Source organism: Frondihabitans sp. GW821-FHT04F02 (genome assembly GCF_059420045.1).
On record NZ_JBWKSZ010000003.1, the window covers coordinates 480513 to 499841 of the forward strand.

Annotated in this window: 25 protein-coding genes; 12 read left to right on the forward strand and 13 right to left on the reverse strand. The window is 71.1% G+C overall.

Features of this window, described 5'->3' with window-relative positions:
• Positions 1–34 precede the first annotated feature (34 nt).
• Together AC07TY_RS11015 and AC07TY_RS11020 are read right to left on the reverse strand one after the other, a co-directional pair.
• Positions 35–784, reverse strand: a complete 750-nt coding sequence (locus AC07TY_RS11015) for a sulfite exporter TauE/SafE family protein (RefSeq protein WP_494785373.1) — start codon at positions 782–784, stop codon at positions 35–37.
• Positions 774–1502, reverse strand: coding sequence for a GntR family transcriptional regulator (locus AC07TY_RS11020; protein WP_494785374.1), 729 nt, complete (start codon positions 1500–1502; stop codon positions 774–776). Before AC07TY_RS11020 ends, AC07TY_RS11015 begins: the two co-directional genes overlap by 11 nt.
• A gap of 115 nt (positions 1503–1617) precedes the next feature.
• Here AC07TY_RS11020 and AC07TY_RS11025 point away from each other — a divergent pair, with 115 nt between their 5' ends.
• A complete protein-coding gene (locus AC07TY_RS11025) occupies positions 1618–1941 on the forward strand; it encodes a zinc ribbon domain-containing protein (RefSeq protein ID WP_488625558.1) in 324 nt (107 codons plus the stop codon).
• A gap of 124 nt (positions 1942–2065) precedes the next feature.
• Here the strand turns inward: AC07TY_RS11025 and AC07TY_RS11030 are convergent, their stop codons facing one another.
• The 3 genes from AC07TY_RS11030 to ppk2 all read right to left on the reverse strand — a co-directional run bounded on the left by AC07TY_RS11030 (position 2066) and on the right by ppk2 (position 4845).
• Positions 2066–2788, reverse strand: coding sequence for an AAA family ATPase (locus tag AC07TY_RS11030; RefSeq protein WP_494785375.1), 723 nt, complete (start codon positions 2786–2788; stop codon positions 2066–2068).
• Between the two features lie 115 nt (positions 2789–2903).
• Positions 2904–3839 carry a C40 family peptidase gene (locus AC07TY_RS11035; protein ID WP_494785376.1) on the reverse strand — a complete coding sequence of 312 codons (936 nt, stop codon included), beginning with the start codon at positions 3837–3839 and terminating at the stop codon, positions 2904–2906.
• A 100-nt stretch (positions 3840–3939) separates the two neighbouring features.
• On the reverse strand, positions 3940–4845 hold the full coding sequence (gene ppk2 / locus AC07TY_RS11040; protein WP_370454095.1) for a polyphosphate kinase 2: 906 nt from the start codon (positions 4843–4845) through the stop codon (positions 3940–3942).
• A 150-nt stretch (positions 4846–4995) separates the two neighbouring features.
• Here ppk2 and AC07TY_RS11045 point away from each other — a divergent pair, with 150 nt between their 5' ends.
• Both AC07TY_RS11045 and arfB read left to right on the forward strand, forming a co-directional pair.
• Positions 4996–5298: an EthD domain-containing protein gene (locus AC07TY_RS11045; RefSeq protein WP_488625555.1), complete on the forward strand. Its 303-nt coding sequence runs from the start codon at positions 4996–4998 to the stop codon at positions 5296–5298.
• Between the two features lie 42 nt (positions 5299–5340).
• Positions 5341–5763 (forward strand): alternative ribosome rescue aminoacyl-tRNA hydrolase ArfB, encoded by a 423-nt coding sequence (gene arfB / locus AC07TY_RS11050; protein WP_123506412.1) that lies wholly within the window; start codon positions 5341–5343, stop codon positions 5761–5763.
• 7 nt (positions 5764–5770) lie between these two features.
• Here the strand turns inward: arfB and AC07TY_RS11055 are convergent, their stop codons facing one another.
• Entirely contained in the window at positions 5771–6433 is a 663-nt protein-coding gene (locus tag AC07TY_RS11055) for an SDR family NAD(P)-dependent oxidoreductase (RefSeq protein ID WP_494785377.1), read from the reverse strand.
• Positions 6434–6588: 155 nt separating this feature from the next.
• Between AC07TY_RS11055 and AC07TY_RS11060 the strand changes: the two genes are divergently transcribed.
• Positions 6589–7158 (forward strand): LppP/LprE family lipoprotein, encoded by a 570-nt coding sequence (locus tag AC07TY_RS11060; RefSeq protein WP_488625553.1) that lies wholly within the window; start codon positions 6589–6591, stop codon positions 7156–7158.
• A 4-nt stretch (positions 7159–7162) separates the two neighbouring features.
• On the opposite strand, the gene AC07TY_RS11065 is transcribed toward AC07TY_RS11060, so the two are convergent.
• The gene (locus tag AC07TY_RS11065) at positions 7163–8107 is read right to left on the reverse strand and encodes an SDR family oxidoreductase (protein ID WP_494785378.1); all 945 of its coding nucleotides are present in this window, start codon (positions 8105–8107) and stop codon (positions 7163–7165) included.
• A gap of 117 nt (positions 8108–8224) precedes the next feature.
• Between AC07TY_RS11065 and AC07TY_RS11070 the strand changes: the two genes are divergently transcribed.
• Positions 8225–9055, forward strand: coding sequence for a helix-turn-helix transcriptional regulator (locus AC07TY_RS11070; protein WP_494785379.1), 831 nt, complete (start codon positions 8225–8227; stop codon positions 9053–9055).
• 272 nt (positions 9056–9327) lie between these two features.
• On the opposite strand, the gene AC07TY_RS11075 is transcribed toward AC07TY_RS11070, so the two are convergent.
• On the reverse strand, positions 9328–10278 hold the full coding sequence (locus AC07TY_RS11075) for a DMT family transporter (protein WP_494785380.1): 951 nt from the start codon (positions 10276–10278) through the stop codon (positions 9328–9330).
• A 72-nt stretch (positions 10279–10350) separates the two neighbouring features.
• Here AC07TY_RS11075 and AC07TY_RS11080 point away from each other — a divergent pair, with 72 nt between their 5' ends.
• Entirely contained in the window at positions 10351–11250 is a 900-nt protein-coding gene (locus AC07TY_RS11080; RefSeq protein WP_488625549.1) for a LysR family transcriptional regulator, read from the forward strand.
• A gap of 128 nt (positions 11251–11378) precedes the next feature.
• On the opposite strand, the gene AC07TY_RS11085 is transcribed toward AC07TY_RS11080, so the two are convergent.
• Positions 11379–11822, reverse strand: a complete 444-nt coding sequence (locus AC07TY_RS11085) for a VOC family protein (RefSeq protein WP_494785381.1) — start codon at positions 11820–11822, stop codon at positions 11379–11381.
• The gene (locus tag AC07TY_RS11090) at positions 11819–12667 is read right to left on the reverse strand and encodes an alpha/beta fold hydrolase (RefSeq protein ID WP_494785382.1); all 849 of its coding nucleotides are present in this window, start codon (positions 12665–12667) and stop codon (positions 11819–11821) included. The genes AC07TY_RS11085 and AC07TY_RS11090 overlap by 4 nt, the downstream gene beginning before the upstream one ends.
• 143 nt (positions 12668–12810) lie before the next feature.
• Here AC07TY_RS11090 and AC07TY_RS11095 point away from each other — a divergent pair, with 143 nt between their 5' ends.
• From AC07TY_RS11095 to AC07TY_RS11115, 5 genes are all read left to right on the forward strand, one after another.
• Positions 12811–13056, forward strand: a complete 246-nt coding sequence (locus AC07TY_RS11095) for a CopG family transcriptional regulator (RefSeq protein WP_488625546.1) — start codon at positions 12811–12813, stop codon at positions 13054–13056.
• Positions 13050–13397 carry a type II toxin-antitoxin system PemK/MazF family toxin gene (locus AC07TY_RS11100; RefSeq protein WP_494785383.1) on the forward strand — a complete coding sequence of 116 codons (348 nt, stop codon included), beginning with the start codon at positions 13050–13052 and terminating at the stop codon, positions 13395–13397. The genes AC07TY_RS11095 and AC07TY_RS11100 overlap by 7 nt, the downstream gene beginning before the upstream one ends.
• A 126-nt stretch (positions 13398–13523) precedes the next feature.
• Positions 13524–13886 (forward strand): dinucleotide-utilizing enzyme, encoded by a 363-nt coding sequence (locus AC07TY_RS11105; protein WP_494785384.1) that lies wholly within the window; start codon positions 13524–13526, stop codon positions 13884–13886.
• A gap of 85 nt (positions 13887–13971) precedes the next feature.
• Positions 13972–14643, forward strand: coding sequence for a thioredoxin-like domain-containing protein (locus AC07TY_RS11110; RefSeq protein ID WP_494785385.1), 672 nt, complete (start codon positions 13972–13974; stop codon positions 14641–14643).
• Complete coding sequence (locus AC07TY_RS11115) at positions 14640–15278, forward strand: DUF305 domain-containing protein (RefSeq protein ID WP_494785386.1); 639 nt, start codon at positions 14640–14642, stop codon at positions 15276–15278. Before AC07TY_RS11110 ends, AC07TY_RS11115 begins: the two co-directional genes overlap by 4 nt.
• Positions 15279–15291: 13 nt before the next feature.
• On the opposite strand, the gene AC07TY_RS11120 is transcribed toward AC07TY_RS11115, so the two are convergent.
• Positions 15292–15660 carry a VOC family protein gene (locus AC07TY_RS11120; protein WP_488625542.1) on the reverse strand — a complete coding sequence of 123 codons (369 nt, stop codon included), beginning with the start codon at positions 15658–15660 and terminating at the stop codon, positions 15292–15294.
• A 62-nt stretch (positions 15661–15722) separates the two neighbouring features.
• On the opposite strand from AC07TY_RS11120, the gene AC07TY_RS11125 reads away from it, so the two are divergent.
• Positions 15723–16169, forward strand: a complete 447-nt coding sequence (locus tag AC07TY_RS11125) for a MarR family winged helix-turn-helix transcriptional regulator (protein WP_494785387.1) — start codon at positions 15723–15725, stop codon at positions 16167–16169.
• Positions 16170–16223: 54 nt separating this feature from the next.
• On the opposite strand, the gene AC07TY_RS11130 is transcribed toward AC07TY_RS11125, so the two are convergent.
• Positions 16224–17627, reverse strand: coding sequence for a M24 family metallopeptidase (locus AC07TY_RS11130; protein ID WP_494785388.1), 1404 nt, complete (start codon positions 17625–17627; stop codon positions 16224–16226).
• Between the two features lie 20 nt (positions 17628–17647).
• Entirely contained in the window at positions 17648–19297 is a 1650-nt protein-coding gene (locus AC07TY_RS11135; protein WP_494785389.1) for an ABC transporter substrate-binding protein, read from the reverse strand.
• Positions 19298–19329: the final 32 nt, after the last annotated feature.

A 19329-nucleotide genomic window follows, 5' to 3' on the forward strand; every position in this document is an offset into this window, starting at 1 on the left:
GGGGGCGGGCGGCGGGGCGGGGCGGGCGGCGGCGTCAGGGGTGGGCGAAGAGCCAGGCGGCTAGGGCGAAGCCCGACGCGGCCACAGCGAGGCGCAGCGCGGTGCGGGGCACCCGGCGGGCGACGCTCGGCCCGAGCAGCCCGCCGGCGAGCGTCCCGACGCCGAGGGCGAGCGCCGCGAGCCACACCACGTGCCCGAACACGGCGAACAGCACGGCCGGCAGGAGGTCGGCCCCGACCAGCAGCACGTTCTTGAGCGCGTTGGCCCGCAGGATCTGCGGCTCGAGCGTCAGCAGCAGCACGCCGATCATGAGCACGCCCGACCCGGCGCCGAAGTACCCGTTGTAGATCGTGACGCCGGTCATCGCCGAGGCCGTCACCCCGGTTCCCACCGCCCCGCGCCGACGCTCGTTCCAGCCGGTGATCGTCGGCTGCACGAGCAGTAGCAGCGCACCCGCCGCCACCAGGAACGGCACGATCCGCCCGAACAGGTCGGGCGGCGTCACCAGCAGCAGCACGGCTCCGAGCAGCGACCCCGTCACGGCGACGGGCATCCAGCGCCGCAGGGTGGCGCGATGGCCCACGAGGTCGGGGCCGGCGCGCAGGGTCGACCCGACGCCCGAGCCGAGCATCGCGACGGCTCCGGTGACATTGGCGGTGAGCGGCGGGATCCCGACGGCGAGCAGCAGCGGGTACGCCACGAGCGAGGTGACCCCACCGGCCGTGCCGATGACGCCCGCGACCACTCCCCCGCAGAGCAATAGCAGGAGGAGGTCAGGAGACATGCGTCAGCGCCGGGCCGTTCTCGAGACTGAAGTTGACGAGGCCGGGCAGGTACCGGTCGTCGTCGTACTCGATGACCGCGCCGTCGGCGTCGCGCACCCAGCGCCGCTGGCGCAGCAGCGGGGAGCCCTCGACGACGCCGAGGTGGGCGGCGTCGACCGCGTCGGCGGCCACAGCGTCGATGACGTGGCTGGCGGCGGCGAAGGCCACGCCGTGCGACTCGAGGTAGCTCCACTCGGAGCCCGAGTCGGTGTCGAAGTCGAGCAGGAGCGTGCCGACGCGCAGGGCGTACGTGGTGCGCTCGAGCATGGCCGGGTCGCCGTCGAGGAGGCGGAGGCGGAGCTCTTCGACGACGTGGTCCTCGCCGGTCTCGAGGCCGAGTCGCTCGCGGGCGAGGGGGCTCGCCGGGCGCCGTGCGAGTTCCAGCGTCTTCTGACCCGGGGTGCGGCCGATCGAGGTCGCCCACGCGGAGTACGAGAGGAGCGTGTCGAACGGCTGCGCCAGGGCGGGGGTGCTGACGACCGCGCGACGCCCCTGGCCGCCGGCGAGCAGGCCTTCGGCGCGGAGGGTGGCGAGCGCCTGGCGCACGGGTCCGCGTGACGACTGCCATTCGGCGCAGAGCTGCGACTCCGACGGGATCGACGCGCCGGGAGCGAGCTCGCCCGATCGGATCCGGCCGCGGAGCTGCTCGGCGATCAGTTCATGGATGGGCGCGGGCACAACTTGACTATACAAGTTGCGCGGCGTGAGCGGCCCAGGTCGTGGACGGTTGACCGCGCCGCACCGTGCGCGAACCGGACGAGAGTATGTTCGACCACGAAAAGGGGGAACACACATGATCATCTTCGGTTCGCGCACGAGCTCCAAGGTCGTTGCGATGCTCATCTTCGTCTGCGCCACCTGCCACCACGAGGCGGCGCAGCGCCTGGTGCGACGGCGCACCTGGTTCACGCTGTTCTTCGCGCCGATCTTCCCGTTCGGCCATGGCTCGTACACGGTGTCGTGCGCGTACTGCGGCACGGCCTACGGCGTCACACGCGAGAACGCCGACAAGTTCATCGCGGACTACGACGCCCAGCAGGTGAACGCCGAGGCCGACCGCATCCTCGCCGCTGAAGATGCGAAGATCCAGGCCGAGCAGCGGGGCACAGAGAGCTAGGGGCGCCCGGCCCTCGCGCCCGATGGTCGCCGCCGCGAGGTGGCCCTCCGCGTCGGGTGCGAGCCCGCGGCCCGACGGCGCGGGCCATCTCGCGCCGCTCGGGTCACGTTCCGGACCGGGGCCGCTACCCCAGGTGCCGCAGGTAGCGCGCAGGGTCGGCCATAAACCCGCGCCAGTTCCGGACGAGGTCGAGGTCGTCGTAGTCGCAGGCCCGAATGCCCCAGTCGCCGAGCTCGTAGAGCAAGGCCCCCGGGTACGCGGCGAGGACGGGCGAGTGCGTCGACAGGACGATCTGCGACCCGTTCTCGACGAGGCCGCGCATCAGACCGAGCAGTGCGAGGCATCCGGGGAGCGACAACGCCGACTCCGGCTCGTCGAACAGCCAGAGGCCGCGGATCAGGCTGCGGTCCATCACGAGGTCGATGAACGACTCCCCGTGGCTCTTCAAGTGGTACCCGCCGGCGTCGTTCACCTCGTCGAGATACGTGTAGAAGCCGTGCATGGTCTCCGCGCGAAGAAAGAACCCCTTGCGGGAGGCCCCGACGTCGCGAACGAGCGTGAGCCGCTCCCCGAGGGCCGACTCGCTGCCGAAAGTCCGATTCCGCGCGCCGGTCGAGCCGCCCTCGAGGTTGAGTCCGAAGGCGTCCGCCACGGCTTCGACGACGGTCGACTTGCCAGCGCCGTTGTCGCCCACGAGCACGGTCACCGCGCCGAGGTCCAGCCCGTCGTCGAGAAGAGCGCGGACCGGCTCCAGCGTCAGCGGCCACTCCGGCTCCTTCGGCGGCTCCGCATCGTTGCGCTCGATGCGCCTGACGGGCAGAGCACGGCGTCGCGACCCGAGAGGCATGAGGCCATCGTCTCACCTCCCCGGCGCGGGACACCCCGCGAGGACCACCCCGCGAGCACGGGCGCAGGAACTCGCAGCCCGGCGGCGGGCTGCGAGTTCCTGCGCCCGGCGCCTGTCAGGAGACCTTGATGTGCACGTAGACCGGATCGCCCCAGACCGACTGCACCTCGACGTCGCGGCCGACGTTGGGGGCGTCGACCATGTAGCCGTCGCCGATGTAGATGCCGATGTGCTGGTGCGGGTAGACGACGAGGTCGCCGGGCTGGAGCTTCGAGGCCGGGATCTCGGTGCCCGCCGCGGCCTGCGCGTCGACGTCGTGGATCAGGTCGACGCCGAACTCCGCGTAGACGTACTTCACCAGCCCGGAGCAGTCGAAGCCCTGCTCGGGGGTCGCGCCGCCGTGGACGTACGGCACGACTCCGACGTACTTCGTGGCCGCGGCGACGAGGCGGTTCTGGGTCGCCGACGCCGAATCGAGGGTGGATTCGGAGACGACGTCGGAGACCGTGCCGACCGTCGTCGTCGTGACGCTCTCGTCGGCGGTCGCGGTGTTGACGACGTCGTCGGCGGGGGTGGTGTCGCTCAGCGCGGCCGCATTGACGGAGACGACGGTGACCGGCGTCTTCAGGATGGAGCGGATGGCGGCGGCCTTCTTGCCGGCGCTGGTCTTCAGGGCGAGGGCGGCGTCGATGCGCGCCTGGAGCACCTGCGGCGAGGTCGCGGTGTAGCCGTCGCGCGCCACGGACGGCTCGACGTCGACCGTGTCGGCCACGGTGTACGACTGCTGATCGGGCAGGGACGCAGGTGTGCCCGCAGCGGACCGGCTGGCGGCCGGCTGACTCGCGGCGGACCGACTCGCGGCAGACGGAGCCTCCGCCGGCCCGGTCACGGCGAACGCCGGCATCAGCGCCGTCAACGACAGCCCGCCGATCGCCAGGACCGCCGAGGCCGAGAGCACGACGCGCTTGCCGCTCCACTGCGAGGCGGAGGAGGCGGGGCGCGAGTGTCGTCCGCGCGACGGCGGAGCATCGCGGTGGCGCGGAGAACTCATGCCTCCACGCTAGGCAGAGGCCCGCGCTGCCACGAGTCCCCCTTCGGTGGGCACCCGTTCGGGCGGCGGCGGCGAAGGAGGAGCGTCCGGCGCTCTCGAGCTACTCCTCGAGCTGCAGGGACTTGCCGCGCATCACGAGCAGCGGGTCCGGCGCGACCGCGACACGGCGGTCTTTGTCCTCGTACTCGAACTGCGACAGGAAGTAGCGCATGGCGTTGATGCGGGCGCGCTTCTTGTCGTTCGACCGGACGATCGTCCACGGGGCGATCCGCTTGTCGGTACGGCGGAACATCTCCTCCTTGGCGGCCGTGTACTTGTCCCACAGGCCGAGCGAGGCGATGTCCATCGGCGAGAGCTTCCAGCGGCGCACCGGGTCGAGCTGCCGGATCGCGAAGCGCGTGCGCTGCTCCTTGCGCGTCACCGAGAACCAGAACTTGGTCACGTGGATACCCGAGTCGATCAGCATCTTCTCGAACGACGGCGCCTGCGCCATGAACGTCTCGTACTCCTCGTCGGAGGCGAAGCCCATCACCCGCTCGACGCCGGCCCGGTTGTACCAGGATCGGTCGAACAGCACGATCTCGCCGGCCGTCGGCAGGTGCTCGACGTACCGCTGGAAGTACCACTGCCCCGACTCGCGCTCGCTCGGCTTCGACAGGGCCACCACCCGCGACATGCGGGGGTTGAGGTGCTCGGTGAAGCGCTTGATCGTGCCGCCCTTGCCCGCCGCGTCGCGCCCCTCGAACAGGATGATGGCGCGCTTGCCGGTGTCTTCGAGCCAGTACTGGAACTTGAGCAGCTCGACCTGCAGGCGGTACTTCTCGAACTCGTACTCCTCGCGGCTCATGCGCTCGTCGTACGGGTAGTCCTCCTGCCAGGTGTAGATCGGGTTGCCCTCGGGGTCGATCAGGTCGGGGTCGGCGGTGTGGGCGTTGCCGACGGAGTACCCCTGAGCCCGGAGCTCCTCGATGTACTCGCGCAGGTCGCCGATCGGCATGGTGTCCATGCCCCGTGTCTAGCGATCGCGGCTGAACGCCCGGCAAACGCGGCCCTCCTCTGCCGTGAGGTCTGGCCCGGCAGGGGAGGCGCGGCGGTATCTTCTCCCTGACCTCGGCTATCGCCCCGAGCACCGGCACCCCCTCACGAAAGGCACACCATGGGAACCAAGATCACCCTCGTCATCGACAACCCCGCCGACACCGCGGCATTCGACGCCGCCTACCCGCGCGTCCTCGAGCTCGCCTCCCAGCTCACCGGCCTGCAGCGCGTCGAGTCGGCGAAGGTCTGGCCGAAGGAGGACGGCACCCCGACCCCCGCCTACCGCACCCTCGACCTCTACTTCGAGTCGTACGAGGCGGCGTCTGCGGCCGTCGCCGACGAGCCCGGCGGAGCGTTCTTCCAGGAGGTCATCGGCCTCGGCACGACGTTCACGGGCCTGTTCAGCGACATCGAGCAGTAGCACCGGCGGCGCGGGCGCGGGCCGACGTGCCACCCTTGTCGCATGGACCTGGAGGTGACGCCCGAGCTGACGATCCCCGCCGGCGAGCTCCGGTGGCAGTTCTCGCGGTCGTCGGGGCCGGGCGGGCAGCACGTCAATACGTCCGACACGCGCGCTCAGGTGTCGTGGAGTCCGGCGGCATCGGCCGTGCTGACCGACGACCAGCGGGCGCTGCTGTTCGCGCGCCTCGCGGGTCGGCTCGTCGGCGGCGAGGTCAGGGCCGTGTCGTCGGAGCAGCGGTCGCAGCTGCAGAACCGCGAGAGCGCCCTCGCCAAGCTCGCCGCGGTCATCGCCGCGGGGCTCGCGCCCGAGGCGGCCCCACGGCGGCCGACCCGGCGCACGCGCGGTTCGGACCGCCGGCGCCTCGACGCGAAGTCGGAGCGCTCGGCCACCAAGCGCAACCGTCAGCGGCCGCCGTCGGAGTAGCGCCGCCCTACGGCAGCGGCTCCGCGTAGACGCGGAAGTCGCCGCGCTCGGCGTGCATGGTCCAGAGCCGCTCCGCGACGGATGCGGCCGAGTGCTCGTCGGTTCCGTCGTCGATGCCGAACGGGATGATGAGCTGCCCGACGTGGATGTTCTGCTCCTTCACGGCGTCGTGGAGCAGCTGCGCGTAGGCGCTCTCACCGGCGAAGGCCACCGACGTGCCGGTCACCGCCGGGCCGGGGCGCACGGCGCTTCCGCCGTTGACGAAGAGCAGCGTGCCTCGTTTCAGGGCGCGCATGCCCGGGATCACCTGGCGAGCCGCCGTGACTGCCCCGTAGATCGAGAACTCAACGGGGCCGCGCAGGTCGTCGGCGACCGTCTCGAGCACGGGCCGCATGAACTCCTTGGCGGGCAGAGGGCTGTACTGCAGGATCTCGATGGGTCCGAGCTGCTCGGCCGCCGCCTCGAGAGCCCCCTGCAGCGACTCCTGGTCGCGCACGTTCGCCGTGAAGCCGCGCGCGGTGATCCCCTCGTCCTCGAGGGTCGCGGCGAGCTCGTCGAGCCGACCCTGGTGGCGAGAGATGAGCGCGATCGAGAATCCCTCGCGCCCGAAGCGGCGGGCGACGGTGAGGCCGAGGCCGGGCCCGGCGCCGATGATTGCCATGGTTGTCATGTGCTGTCTCCTGTTCGGTCGCCGTGAACGGTAGACGCCTGCGCCTGCGAGCGGGGTGCCCTGGCAGTGCTCCCCTCGCGCCGGCGCTCCCCTCCTGCCCACGCTCCCCCGGCGCATTCACGGTTCTCGGAGGCGGGAGCGAGCACGGTGGAGTCATGCGTTCCACCACCGCCCCCGCCCTGCTCCTTGCCGGCGCCGGGCTGGTCGCCGCACTCTCGGGGTGCACGTCGACCACGCCCGGGTCGGCGCCGACCGCCACGGTGACGACGACCGCCACCCCACCCCCGCCGACGGAAGGGACCGCGACCAGCACCTGCGGCCCATCCGACGCGCGCGATGCGGCGGCTGCGCCGATCGCGGCCCTGCCCGTCCCCGAGGGCCTGAGCGGCGAGAAGTGGGACGCCTCCGGGGCCGACTACAGCGGCTACGATGCGTGCGCCGCCCTGTCGTGGTCGGTGGCCACGTTCGCCCGAGCCACGTCCAGCTCGCCGTACGCGATCCTGCTCTTCCATGACGGCTCGTATCTCGGGACGGCCACCTCCACCTCCTACGCCTTTTCTCCCGACGTCGCGAGGGAGGCCGACGACCGCCTGTCGGTCACCTACCGGTACGCCGAGGGCAGCGACTCGAACGCCGACCCGACGGGCCGCACCACGGCGACGCTCACCTGGAACGCGAGCACTCAGAAGGTCGACTTCAGCGGGACGACACCTCCGACGCCGTGAGCACTCAGACCGCCGGGAACGCGACTCCGGTCAAGTGCTCCGACACGGTCCAGATGCGGCGGGCGTCCTCCTCGCTGCCCAGGCGCGAGTACAGCTTCTGCTCGGCGGGCGGGCCCCCCAGGTGCCCGGCGCCGCTCGGACCGTAGAAGCGGCCGCCCTCCGAGGCCGTCGAGGCCGCGGCGAGCAGCGCCGGCAGGGCCGCCGACTCGGGCGTGCCGAGCAGGATGCCGCGAGCCGAGAGCCAGCGGATCAGCCGCACGCCCGCCGTGTCGGCTGCCCGACCCATCTCGGGCCGAGCGGCGAGCAGGCTCGTGGGAGCGACGCCGGGGTGAGCCAGGGTGCTGGTGATTCCCCAGCCTCCGGCCCGGCTGCGCCGATCCAGCTCGAGGCCGAACAGCCCGAGCGCGATCTTCGACTGGCTGTAGGCGCGGCCGCCGGCGTAGCTGCGCTCCCAGCCGAGGTCGTCCCAGTTGATGGCGCCGTTGTTCGCCGAGACGCTGATCTGCGACGTGACCCGGGCGCTGCCGGCGGTGAGCTGCGGCAGCAGCCGGGCGACGAGCGCGAAGTGGCCCAGGTGGTTGGTGCCGAACTGCGACTCGAAGCCGTCGACCGTCACCTGGCGGCTCGGCGGCGTCATGATCCCGGCGTTGTTCACGAGGATGCGGATCGGATCGCCCTCGCCTGCGAGGGTGTCGGCGAGAGCCGCGACCGACTCGAGCGACGACAGGTCGAGCTGCCGGAGGGTCACGGCGGCCGATGGCACGGCCGCGCGGATCGTCTCGACGGTCGCCGCGCCCTTGGCCGGGTTCCGCACCGGGAGCACGACCTCGGCGCCGGCGGCCGCGAGGCGGGTCGCGATCCTGCGTCCGATTCCGTCGCTGCCGCCCGTGACGACGGCGCGCTGTCCGGTCAGGTCGGAAAGGCTGATCTCGCTGATGCTGCGCGGCATGGCTGCTCCTGTCGGTGGGGTCCTCCGACTCTGACCCGTGCGGCGGCGTCTGACCAGGACTCGTGAAGTCCTGGCTGGCGGCTACGCGGATCCGCGCCGGGGCACTAGAACTGGAACGTGGACAGAGATCAGCTCGGAGCCTTCCTGCTCCGCCGGCGCACGGCGCTCCAGCCCGAAGACGTCGGGCTCCCCCGCGGGCAGCGTCGGCGGACCGCCGGGCTGCGCCGCGAGGAGGTCGCGGGGCTCAGCCACATGTCGCCCGACTACTATGCGCGCCTCGAGCGCGGCACCGGGCCGCAGCCGTCCGAGCAGATGATCGCCTCCATCGCGCAGGGCCTGCACCTGTCGGTGGCCGAGCGCGACCACCTGTTCCATCTGGCCGGGCACCACCCGCCGACCCCGGGGCCGTCGGGTGATCACGTCGCACCGGGTCTGCTCCGCATCCTCGACCGGCTCGACGACACCCCGGCCGAGATCGTGTCGGAGCTCGGCGAGACGCTGAGGCAGACACCTCTCGGCGTCGCGCTGACCGGCGATACCGCGCACTTCACCGGGCCCGCGCGCAGCATCGGCTACCGCTGGTTCACCGATGCGGGCAGCCGCCGCCTCTACGCCGACGAAGACCACGCCTTCCTGTCGCGCCTCTGGGTCTCCGGCCTGCGCGACGTCGCCGCCCGCCGGGGCCCGGCCTCACGCGCGGCGGCCTACGTCGCAGACCTGTCCGAGCGCAGCGCCGAGTTCCGTGAGCTCTGGGACCTCGGCGAGATCGGCCTCCGCCCGCAGCCCCTCAAGCGCTTCGTGCACCCGCAGCTCGGCGCGCTCGACCTGGCCTGCCAGACGCTGATCGACCCGGAGCAGTCGCACTTCCTCCTCGTGTACACGGCCGAGCCGGGCTCCGAGACCTACGACAGGCTGCAGCTGCTCGGCGTCGTCGGGTCGATGGCCTGACCCGGGCGCAGGAACTCGCGGCCCGCCGCCGGGCCGCGACTCCCGGCGCCGCTCGCCGCCGCCGTCCTGCCGCCGCCGCCTCCACCCGCCGCGCCCGCCACCCGCCGGACCGGCACACCCCCGCCGGTCAAACGGCGGGCACGGGCCGATCCGGCGGGTTGACGCTCACCGCGCCTCCGCCGTCGCTACTCGCCGCCCCCTCCACCCGCCGAACCGGCACACCCCCGCCGGCCCGGCCCGGCCCACCCGCCGGATCGGCACACCCCCGCCGGTCAGACGGCGGGCACGGGCCGGTCCGGCGGGTTCACGCCCGCCGCCGCCAGCACCCGTCGCCCCTCCACCCGCCGCCCCCACGCCGTCGCCACCAGGATCACGACGACGCCGGCCCACCCCACCGGCCCGAGCGCGTCGCGCGCCACGAACGCGCCGATCAGCGCCGCCCACACCGGCTCGGTGCCGAGCAGCAGGCTGACCCGCGTCGGCGACGTGCGGCGCACGGCCCACATCTGCACGAAGAACGCGAACACGGTGCAGACGACGGCGAGGTACAGCAGCAGCGCGACGGCGCTCGTCGTGAGACTCCCGACGTAGGTCGCCACGGGCTGCCCGACGAGCGCCGAGGCGGCCGCGAAGACGGCGGCGCAGGTCGCGAGCTGCACGGCGGTGAGGGTCGCCGAGTCGAGCCGCCGCGCGGATCGCCGGGTCAGCCGGTGCATGGTCGTCACGTGGACGGCGCGAACGACGGCCGCACCGAGCACGAGGCCGTCGCCGAGGGAGGGCCGCGACAGGGCTCCCCCGCTCGTGAGGAGCACCACGCCGGCCAGGGCCCCGAGCGCTGCGAGAGAGAACCGCCTCGGCAGGGCGACCCGCGCGACGGCGGACTCGAGCAGCGGCGTGAACACGATCGTCAGGCTGATGATGACGCCCGCATTCGTCGCCGAGGTGTGGGCGATGCCGAACGTCTCGAGCAGGAAGACCGCCGACAGCAGGGCGCCGAGCACGACCCCGACTCCCCATTCGGCGCGCGTCGGCAGGCTGCGCCGACCGAGCATCACGACGGCGCCGACCATGAGCGGCGTCGCGACGAGCATGCGCACGGCGAGCAGGGCCAGGACGGTGTCGGGGCCGACGAGCTCCTTGGCGACGAGGTAGGTCGAGCCCCAGACCAGGGCGACGAGCAGGAGGAGTCCGTCGACGCGGAGTCCGAGCAGGCGAGCGAGCACGGGTCGATCGTCCCGCCGCGCGGACAGTCGCACAAGCCACCGCTTGATTGGGTGAAGCATTAGTCTCGGCTAATGGAACTCGCTCAGCTCCGCGCCCTCCGCGAGCTCGGCGATCGCGGCAGCATCGCCGCCGTCGCGGCAGCGATGCGGGTCACGCCGTCGTCGGTGTCGCAGCAGCTCGCCGCCCTCCAGCGTGGCGTCGACGTGCCGCTCACCGAGAGGATCGGCCGCCGCACCACCCTCACCGCCGCAGGTCGCGCACTCTCGGCCGCCGTCGTCGACGTCGAGATCGCCCTGGCGAAGGCCGACGAGTCGGTCGGGCGCTTCCACGCCGAGCCCGTCGGCGACGTCACGGTCGCCGCCTTCACGAGTGCCGCTCTCGCCCTGTTCGGCCCGCTGCTCGCCGCCCCCTCGCGCTCGACCGTCGCCGTCTCGGTCAGCGACCACGACGTGCAGCAGGACGCCTTCCCGTCGCTCGCCCTCGACCACGACCTCGTCGTGGCGCACCGCCTGCGCAACAGCCCGCCGTGGCCGTCGTCGGTCGCGGTGGTCCCCCTGCTCGAGGAGCCCCTCGACATCGCCCTGCGCCAGGGCCACCCGCTGTCGCGGTTCGACGCCGTCGGAGCCGACCAGCTGCGCACCGCCGAATGGGTCGCGGTGCACGACGGCTTCCCGCTCGAAGGCGCCATCGAGACGCTCTCCACGCTCGCCGGCATCGACGCCGACGTGCGCCACCGCGTCAACGACTTCGCGGTGGCGGCGTCCGTCGTGGCCGCGACCGACTGCGTCGTGCTCCTGCCCCGCCACCTCGCCGCCGACTCTCGCCCGCCCGGCATCGACCTCCGCCCGACGCGGGGCTTCTCGGTGACGCGCCGCATCGACGCGCTCGCTCGGCCCGAGGCCCTCCAGCGGCGCACCGTGCAGACGGTGCTGGGCGAGATCCGCGCCCGGTTCGGGGCACTGGCCGGCTAGGGGGCCGCCCCCGCCGAGCCCCCGCCGCCACCCGCCGAGCAGCTCCAACCCCGCCACAGCGGCACGCCCCCTCCGTCGAGACGGAGGGGGCGTGCCGATTCGGCGGGGGGGCGTGAGCCCAGGGCACCTCAGCCGAGCGCCGCGGCGAGCTCCAGGTTGATGTCGTCCGGGTCCTGCAACGAGAGGATCACGAGCCCGAACGCCGGCAGCTCGGTGACCTCGCCGTGCACGACACCCGCCTCGGACAGCCGTTCAGCCGCCGAGTGCAGCTCGTCGACCGAGCCGACGCGCAGGCTCAGGTGGTCGAGCCCCACCCGGTTCGGGTCGAACGTGTCGCCGACCGGGGCGACCGGCCGCAGCCCGAGCGTCTGTCCGTGAAACCGGAACGAGCACCCGCCGTAGGTGCGGGCGGGGTCGTCGTGGATCGTCGGGTCGTCGATCTGGTCGCTGAAGTCGCTGCCCGGCCCCATGCCGAAGAGCGCCGTGTAGAACGCCTTGCTCCGGTGGATGTCGGTGACGGTGAGCCGGACGTGCGAGTACCCCAGCGGGCTGACGATCGGGCCGGCGGTCACTTCGAGAGGAAGGCGAGGACGTGCTGGTTCCACTCGTCCTTGTGGGTGACCGTGACGCCGTGCGGTGCACCCTCGATCAGCACGAGCTCGGAGTTCGCGACGGCCTCGTGGGTCCGCTTGCCACTCACCTCGAACGGCACGATCGAGTCGGAGTCGCCGTGGATCACCAGCGTCGGCACGTCGATCTTCGTCAGGTCGTCGCGGAAGTCGGTCGTCGCGAACGCGACCGTGCAGTCGAGCGTGCCCTTCGGCGAGGCCAGCTCGGCGATGGCCAGGTTGTACGCGGCCTGCTCGTCGCTCACCAGCGGCCTGTTGATCAGCGAGGGCTTGCCCGCCGTGAAGAACATGGTGATGAACTCGCGCAGGAACTTGGGCCGGTCGCCGACGATCCCGTCGTGGAACCAGGCCGCCAGGTCGTCGTCGACCCCGCCCTCGGGGTTGTCGGACGCCTTGTAGAGGTACGGCGGCACCGCGCTGGCGAACACGAGCTTCGCGATGCGCTCGGTGCCGTACTGGGCGACGTACCGGGCCAGCTCGCCGCCGCCCATCGAGAAGCCGATGAGGGTGACGCCGGTGAGGTCGAGGTGGTCGAGCAGCGCCTTCAGGTCGGCGGCGAAGGTGTCGTAGTCGTAGCCGTCCCACGGCTGCGACGACTGGCCGAATCCGCGGCGGTCGTAGGTGATGACACGGTGGCCGGCCTCGACGAGGGCCGGGACCTGGCCCTCCCACGAGCGGCCGCTGAGGGGCCAGCCGTGAACGAGGACGACGGGGCTGCCGGTGCCGAAGTCGTCGTAGTGGAGCTCGACGTCGGGGGCGGACAGCTGGGGAACGGTGAGGAACGGCATTGTGGTCTCGCTTTCGGGGTCAGATGCGTGGACGCGGCTGAAGGTACGCCCGCACTCTGAGGCCGCGTGGAGCCTGTACCCCGCCGTGCTCGGTCGACACCACCGCCTCGGCCCGGATCGGTATAACTTGTTATACTGACTGAATGAGAACAGCCATCTCGCTTCCCGACGGCGACTTCGCGCGCTTCGAGCGGGTGGCCGCGCGCAACGGCATGAACCGGTCGGAGTTCTACCGACTTGCTGCCGACAAGCTGGCGCGCGAGCTCGAGGGCGAGGGCGAGTTGACCGCTCTCGCCAACGCCGCGATCGCCCGCGCCGGTCAGCCGTCGGGCGAGGGCGAGTTCCTGCGCGAGACAGCACGCACCACTCTGCGCAGCACGGAGTGGTGATCGCCCACGGAGACGTGGTGTGGGTCGACTTCGGATCGCCTCGCGGCTCTGAGCCCGCGAAGATCCGGCCGGCCATCGTCACGCAGGAGAACTGGGTGCTGGCGACCGACATCAACACGGTCCTGGTGGTGCCGCTCACGTCGAACGTCGCCCTCGAGTCATTCCCGGGCAACGTGCTCGTCCCCCTCGACGCGTCGGGTCTCGACAAGGACTCCGTCGCTGTCGTGACGCAGATCGGGCCCGTCAGCCGCGGGTTCCTCGACCCGTATCCGGTCGGGCACCTTCCCTCCTACCTCGTCGCGAAGATCGCCGCGGGCGTCAGGCTCGTCTCCGGCATCTGAGCGTCGGGGCTGCGGCTGGCCCCGCCGACGCAGAGGCTCCGGAGGGCCGGCACTTACCCGACGGATAGGCGGCCTCTTTAGCGTGGCCGTGATCCGACCCGGATCACTCCCCCACGGAAAGCCGCCATGCCCTCGACCCCTGCACCCCGCCTGTCGCGAATCAACCTGCCCCGCATGATCCTGTGGCTGGCGTCGCTGGTCGTCGCCGTCGGCGGTTACCTGCTCCTGACGATCTCGAACACGAGAGAGGCCGCGATCTACACGGCCGGCACCGCCGACTACCCGAAGCTGTTCGCGACGCAGTCGGGCAGTACAATCGGCGGTCTGCTCATCGCCGTCGGGGTGCTCGGAGCCCTGCTCGCCCTGACCTCGATGGCGCTGACGTGGAAGCCGCGGGTCGCGCCCGAGGCCGAAGCCGCGCCGGAAGCCGAGCTCGATGCCGCCGAGGCCGAGCTCGACGACGAGGAGCTCAGGGCCACGCCGCGCTGACACTGCCCTCTCGGCACTCCTCCAGCCGGGTTCCCTACCTTCTTCGGTGACACGTCAACACGATCCCCGATCACAGAGGACCCCCGTGGCTCGCACCCCCACCAGCGGCACCCCGAAGACCCCGTCGACGAAGCAGGAGCGGCTCGCCGCCCGGCAGGAGAAGCTCGCAGAGCTCAAGCGCCAGCAGGCCCGCACCAAGCGCAACCGCCTCGTCGGCCTGATCGTGGGCGGCACGGCGGCGGTCGCCGCGGTGACTCTCGTGATCGTGTTCGTCGTCACGAGCGGCTCGTCGACCGCGCCGACGGCCTCGTCGATCTCCGGAGTGAAGACCTACGACGGCCTGACCAGCAACCACGTCGCCGGCACCGTCGACTACGCGCAGACTCCGCCGGCGGGCGGCGACCACAACCAGGTCTGGCTGAACTGCGGCGTCTACAGCGAGGAGGTGCCCAGCGAGAACGCGGTGCACGACCTCGAGCACGGTGCCGTCTGGATCACCTACGACCCCGATCAGGTGAGCGACGCCGAGGTCACTGCCCTGCGCAAGGTCGTCCCGACCACCTACGCCGTCCTCTCGCCCTACGCGGGCCTCGACAAGCCGATGTACATCTCGGCCTGGGGCGCGCAGCTCGGCTTCTCGAAGGCCGACGACCCGCGCGTCGAGCAGTTCATCACGAAGTACTGGCAGGCCTCGACGGCACCCGAGCCGGGTGCGCCCTGCACCGGCGGCGTGGACGGCCCCGGAAAGATCGCGTGACCCGAAGCAGGATCCGCCTCACGGCCGCCGCCCTCCTCGCCGCGGCGCTGATCCTCGTCGCCGGGGTCTTCCTCGGCGCCCGGACGGTCCGGGGCGAGGCTCCACCGGCGACCACCAGCGCCGAGGCCGGCTTCGCCCGCGACATGCAGGTGCACCACAACCAGGCCGTCGACATGTCGTTCACGGTGCGCGACCGCGGTGAGAGCGACGCCGTCAGGACACTGGCGTACGACATCGCGCGGTCGCAGCAGCAGCAGGCCGGCCAGATGTTCGGGTGGCTCGAGGTCTGGGGGCTTCCGCAGGCACCGGCCGAGCCCGCGATGACGTGGATGAGCCGGCCGGCGCTGGCCGGGGGCGGCATGGCGATGGATCACGGAGGGGGCGGCGCAGTTCCTGCTGTCATGCCGGGCTTCGCGTCAGCCGACGACCTCGCGCGCCTGGCGAGGCTGTCCGGCACCGCCGAAGACCGGTTGTACCTGCGCCTCATGATCGCGCACCACCGGGGCGGCATCGAGATGGCCCAGGCCGTGCTCGACCGCTCGACGAACCCGCAGGTGACGGCGCTCGCGCGGAGCATGATCGTGACGCAGGAGAGCGATATCCGGGCGATGCGGGCGCTGCAGCGGGCGGCCTGACCGGACCCCGACGTCAGGCGCGGTCGTGCAGAGTGATGTTGTAGCCGTCGGGGTCGGCGAACGTGAACGTGCGGCCGAACGGGCCGTCGATGGGCGCGGCGACGATCGCGTGCCCGTCGGCGGCCAGGGCGTCGTGGATGGCCTGGACGTCGGTGGCGTGCAACCAGATGGCGGCGCCGATTCCCGGCTGCGCGACGGCGTCGAGGTCGGTGCCGGGAACCAGGTCGCGCAGCGCGAACGCGACGGGCTTCGTCTCGAAGACGACGGCGTGCGGCGGGCCGGCCTGCGAGCGGACGAGGCCGAGATACTGCTCGTAGAACGCCTGCGAGGCGTCGAGGTCTCGGGTCTGCAGCGAGATGAAGTCGGGGCCGGTGACTGGCATGGTGTGCTCCTTGGTCATGTGTCAGTTTTCTGACACACACCAGGCTATGTCAGAATACTGACATGAGTCAAGACGATGCCGGCGTCGATCTCGAGACGTCCCTGGGCTACCTGCTGAAAGAGGCGTCGAGTGCGCTGCGTGCGGCGATGGAGGCCGTCCTCAAGCCGCTCGGCATGACGGTGACGCACTACTCGTGCCTGGAGCTGCTCTCGCAGCGCCCGGGCCTGTCGAACTCCGAGCTCGCGCGAGGCACCTTCGTCACCCGGCAGTCGATGAACGTGCTGCTGCAGGCGCTGGAGCGCGACGGCTACGTCACCCGGCCGACGGAGGCGCCGATCGGCAAAGCGCTGCCGACCCGGTTGACGCCTGCGGGCCAGCAGAGCCTGGCGTCGGCGACCGCGGCGGTCCGCTCCGTCGAGCTGCGGATGCTGAGCGGCATGACGGCCGACGAGCAATCCCGGGCGTTCCGCATCCTGCAGAGCATGGTGCGGTCGCTTCACGACGCCTGAGCCGCCGACGCACCCCGCCCGCCCCGGCCGAAGCCGGAACGGGCGCGGTACCGATCAGGCCTCGACGCGGAAGGCGTCGACCGACGTGTGGCGGCTGAGGTTCTCGTAGCCGTCCTCCGTGACCAGGAACATGTCGCCGATGTTGGCGCCGTCGCTCAGCGGGTCGAGCCACTGCGCGTGGAGCACCATCGCCATGCCCGGCTGGAGCAGCTCGGTGTTGTGGCTCGTCACGTTGAACTTCGGGCCGCCCATGTTGCCGACGCTGTGGCCGAGGTTCGGGTTGTGCGGGCCGAAGGTCGCCGGGTAGACGCGCTCGAGGCGACGGCCGGTGGCCTCGTAGTCGACGTCGGGCACGTACTGCTTCGGCACCTTGCGAGCGCCGCCGTCTTTCTCGGACTCCCAGTTGTAGGGCATCTTCGCGGTGTCGGTCTGCTCGGCCGTGAGGTAGCCCCGGTCGGTGTAGGCGCTGAAGGCAGCGTCGTGCAGCTCGTGGATCGGGGCGCCGGGTCGGATGCGCGCCTCGGCACGGCGGACCGCGTCGGCGCACATGGCCAGCGTGGTCTCCTGCTTCTCGGTGATGCTCCCGATCGCGATCATCCGGGCGATCTGCGCGGTGTAGCCGTGGTACTTGACGTTCGAGACGTAGAGGTTGAGCAGGTCGCCGCCGCGGATCACGTGGCCGTAGGGCTTGCCGCAGGCGGTGCCCCACTGGTTGACGCCGATCTGGTAGCCGTCGCCGGTCTCTCCGCCGCGCGACAGCTGCGCGAAGGTGAACGCCGCGTAGATCTCGAAGTCGGTGACGCCCGGCTTCGTGACGTGGCAGGCCGCCTCGTAGGCGACATCGGCGAGCTGCGCCGCGGTGCGGACCTGGTCGCGCTCGTTCTCCGAGAGCAGCTTGGTCATGTCGTTCAGGGTCTCGGTGCGGTCCGAGAAGCGGGCCTTCGGCAGCTCGTCCGCGAGGACGCGCCAGAAGTCGGCCGACAGGCGGTCGCCCACGAGGCCGATGCTCGAGCGGGTGTAGCCGAGCTCGGCGAGGCGCTTCACGGTCGCCTCGATGGTCTTGCGGATCGGGTCGCCCGCGCGACCGCCGTACTCGATGCTGAAGGGGCTGATCTGCCAGACCTCCTCGACGCCGACGGCCTCGCCCTGCGGCGGCATGATGACCGACTCGGTGTAGAAGGTGAAGAGGTGGATGCCCTTCGAGGCGTCGGTCGGCACGACGAGGATGCCCTCGCGCGACCAGTCGCACAGCCACTTCAGGTAGGTGTTCGAGGTCTGGAAGCCGGTGAGCCCGTCGGCGTGGATGAGCGTCACCTCGTTCTCGGCGACCGCGGCGGCGCGGCGCAGCCGAGCGATGCGGTCCGCGAACTCGGACTCGGGGATGGCTTTGGCGTAGTCGACTTCGAAGCTCGGCTCGAAGCCGTCGAGAAGCCGTTCAGCGGTCTTCGTCTGGATCATGCTCAATCTCTCTCTCGTGATCACTTGCTCGGCTTGATCAGGTAGTAGCGCGTGCCGGCGAACTGCTCGAACGTCGCTCCGGTCATGCCCTTGGCCATGACCGACTGGCGGTCTGCGTACGTGATCGGGATGACGGGCGCCGCGTCGGCGATGATGCCCTGGGCCTTCTTGTAGGCGTCCTCGCGCTCGGTCGAGTCGGCCTTCAGCTCCCAGGTCGAGTTGATCTGGTCGACGGTGCTGTCGCTCCAGAGCGCGTAGTTGTTCACGCCGCCCTTGGTGGTGGCGTAGCCGATCGGGATCTTCGGGTCGTCGGTCCAGGGGCCCCAGTTGAAGAGCACCATGTCAGCGGCGCCGGGGTTGGACGGCTTACGCGAGCGGCCGTTGATGATGTCCCACTGCTGGTTGTTCGTCTGGGGCGTCAGCTTCACGGTGATGCCGATCTGCTTCAGGTTCTCCTGGATGAGCAGCGCGATGTTCTCCTGCGACGAGTCGGAGGTGTCGTAGTGCAGCGGCACCGAGATCGACGGGTTGCCGGCCTCCTTCATGAGCTCCTTGGCCTTGGTGAGGTCGGTCTCGTACTCGCCCCACGCCGGGTCGTAGCTCGAGGAGTTCTTGTTCACGATGCTGAGCGCGCGCTCGGCACGGCCCGCGTAGACGGTCGAGACGATCTTCTCGTAGGGGATCGCGGTGGCGACGGCCTGTCGCACCTTCTCGTCGGCGAAGGCACCCGTGTCGGACGCCATCGTGAGGTACGTGAGGGTCGGGGTCGCCTGCGACGCCACGGTGAAGCCGGCGCTCTTGAGAGACGTGATGTCGGTCTGCGACATGTCGAACTCGGCGAAGTTGATCGAGCCGCTCTTCACGAGCGAGGCGACGTTGGCATCGTTCACGATGCGCGCGGTCACCGTCTTGTAGGCAGGCGGGTTCGGGTAGTCGGGGTTCGCCTTGAGGACGACCTCCTGGCCCTTCTTCCAGCTGGCGACGTAGTACGGGCCGGTTCCCACGACGTTGTCGCGGAGCCACTTGGCCGCGTAGGGGTCGGACGAGGTCGCGTGCTTCTTGGCGGCGACCGAGTCGATGATCCGCTCGTTGGTGTTGACGAACATCGCCAGCTGCGCGGTGCCGACCTCGATCGGCTTGCCGTCGGCGTCGGTGAAGTCGATCTTCACGGTGTTCTCGTCGATCACGTGGATGTCGGAGGCCTTCTGGAGACCATTCGACGTGAGGTCCTGCGCGTTCAGGCTGTGCAGGGCTCCGTCGAAGCTCCACTTCACGTCGTCGGCGGTGACCGGGTTGCCCGACGGGTAGAACTTCCGGTCGGGGTCGAGGTGGAAGGTGATCGAGTTCGTGCCGATGTCCCAGCTCTTCGCGAGGGCGGGCGAGACCTTCGAGCCCTGCCAGACGTGGGAGCCGTCGGCGGCCGTCGTGAACGTGTAGGCGGCGAGGCCCTCGTAGACGTTGTTGGCGACTTCGGCATCTTCGCTGTTCGACAGGTTCATCGGGTAGAGCGACGTGAGGTCGGCGGGCCAGGCGGTGGTGATGCCCGTGCTGGTCGAGGAGGAGGTGTTCGAGGAGGACGACGAGGCGCTGCAGCCGGTGAGGGCGAGAGCGGCTGCGGCGACGACGCTGGCAGCGGCCAGGAGTCGCTTGCGCGGTCGGGGTGCGGACACGGGTGTTCCTTTCGGTGGGAGGGTGCGAAGGG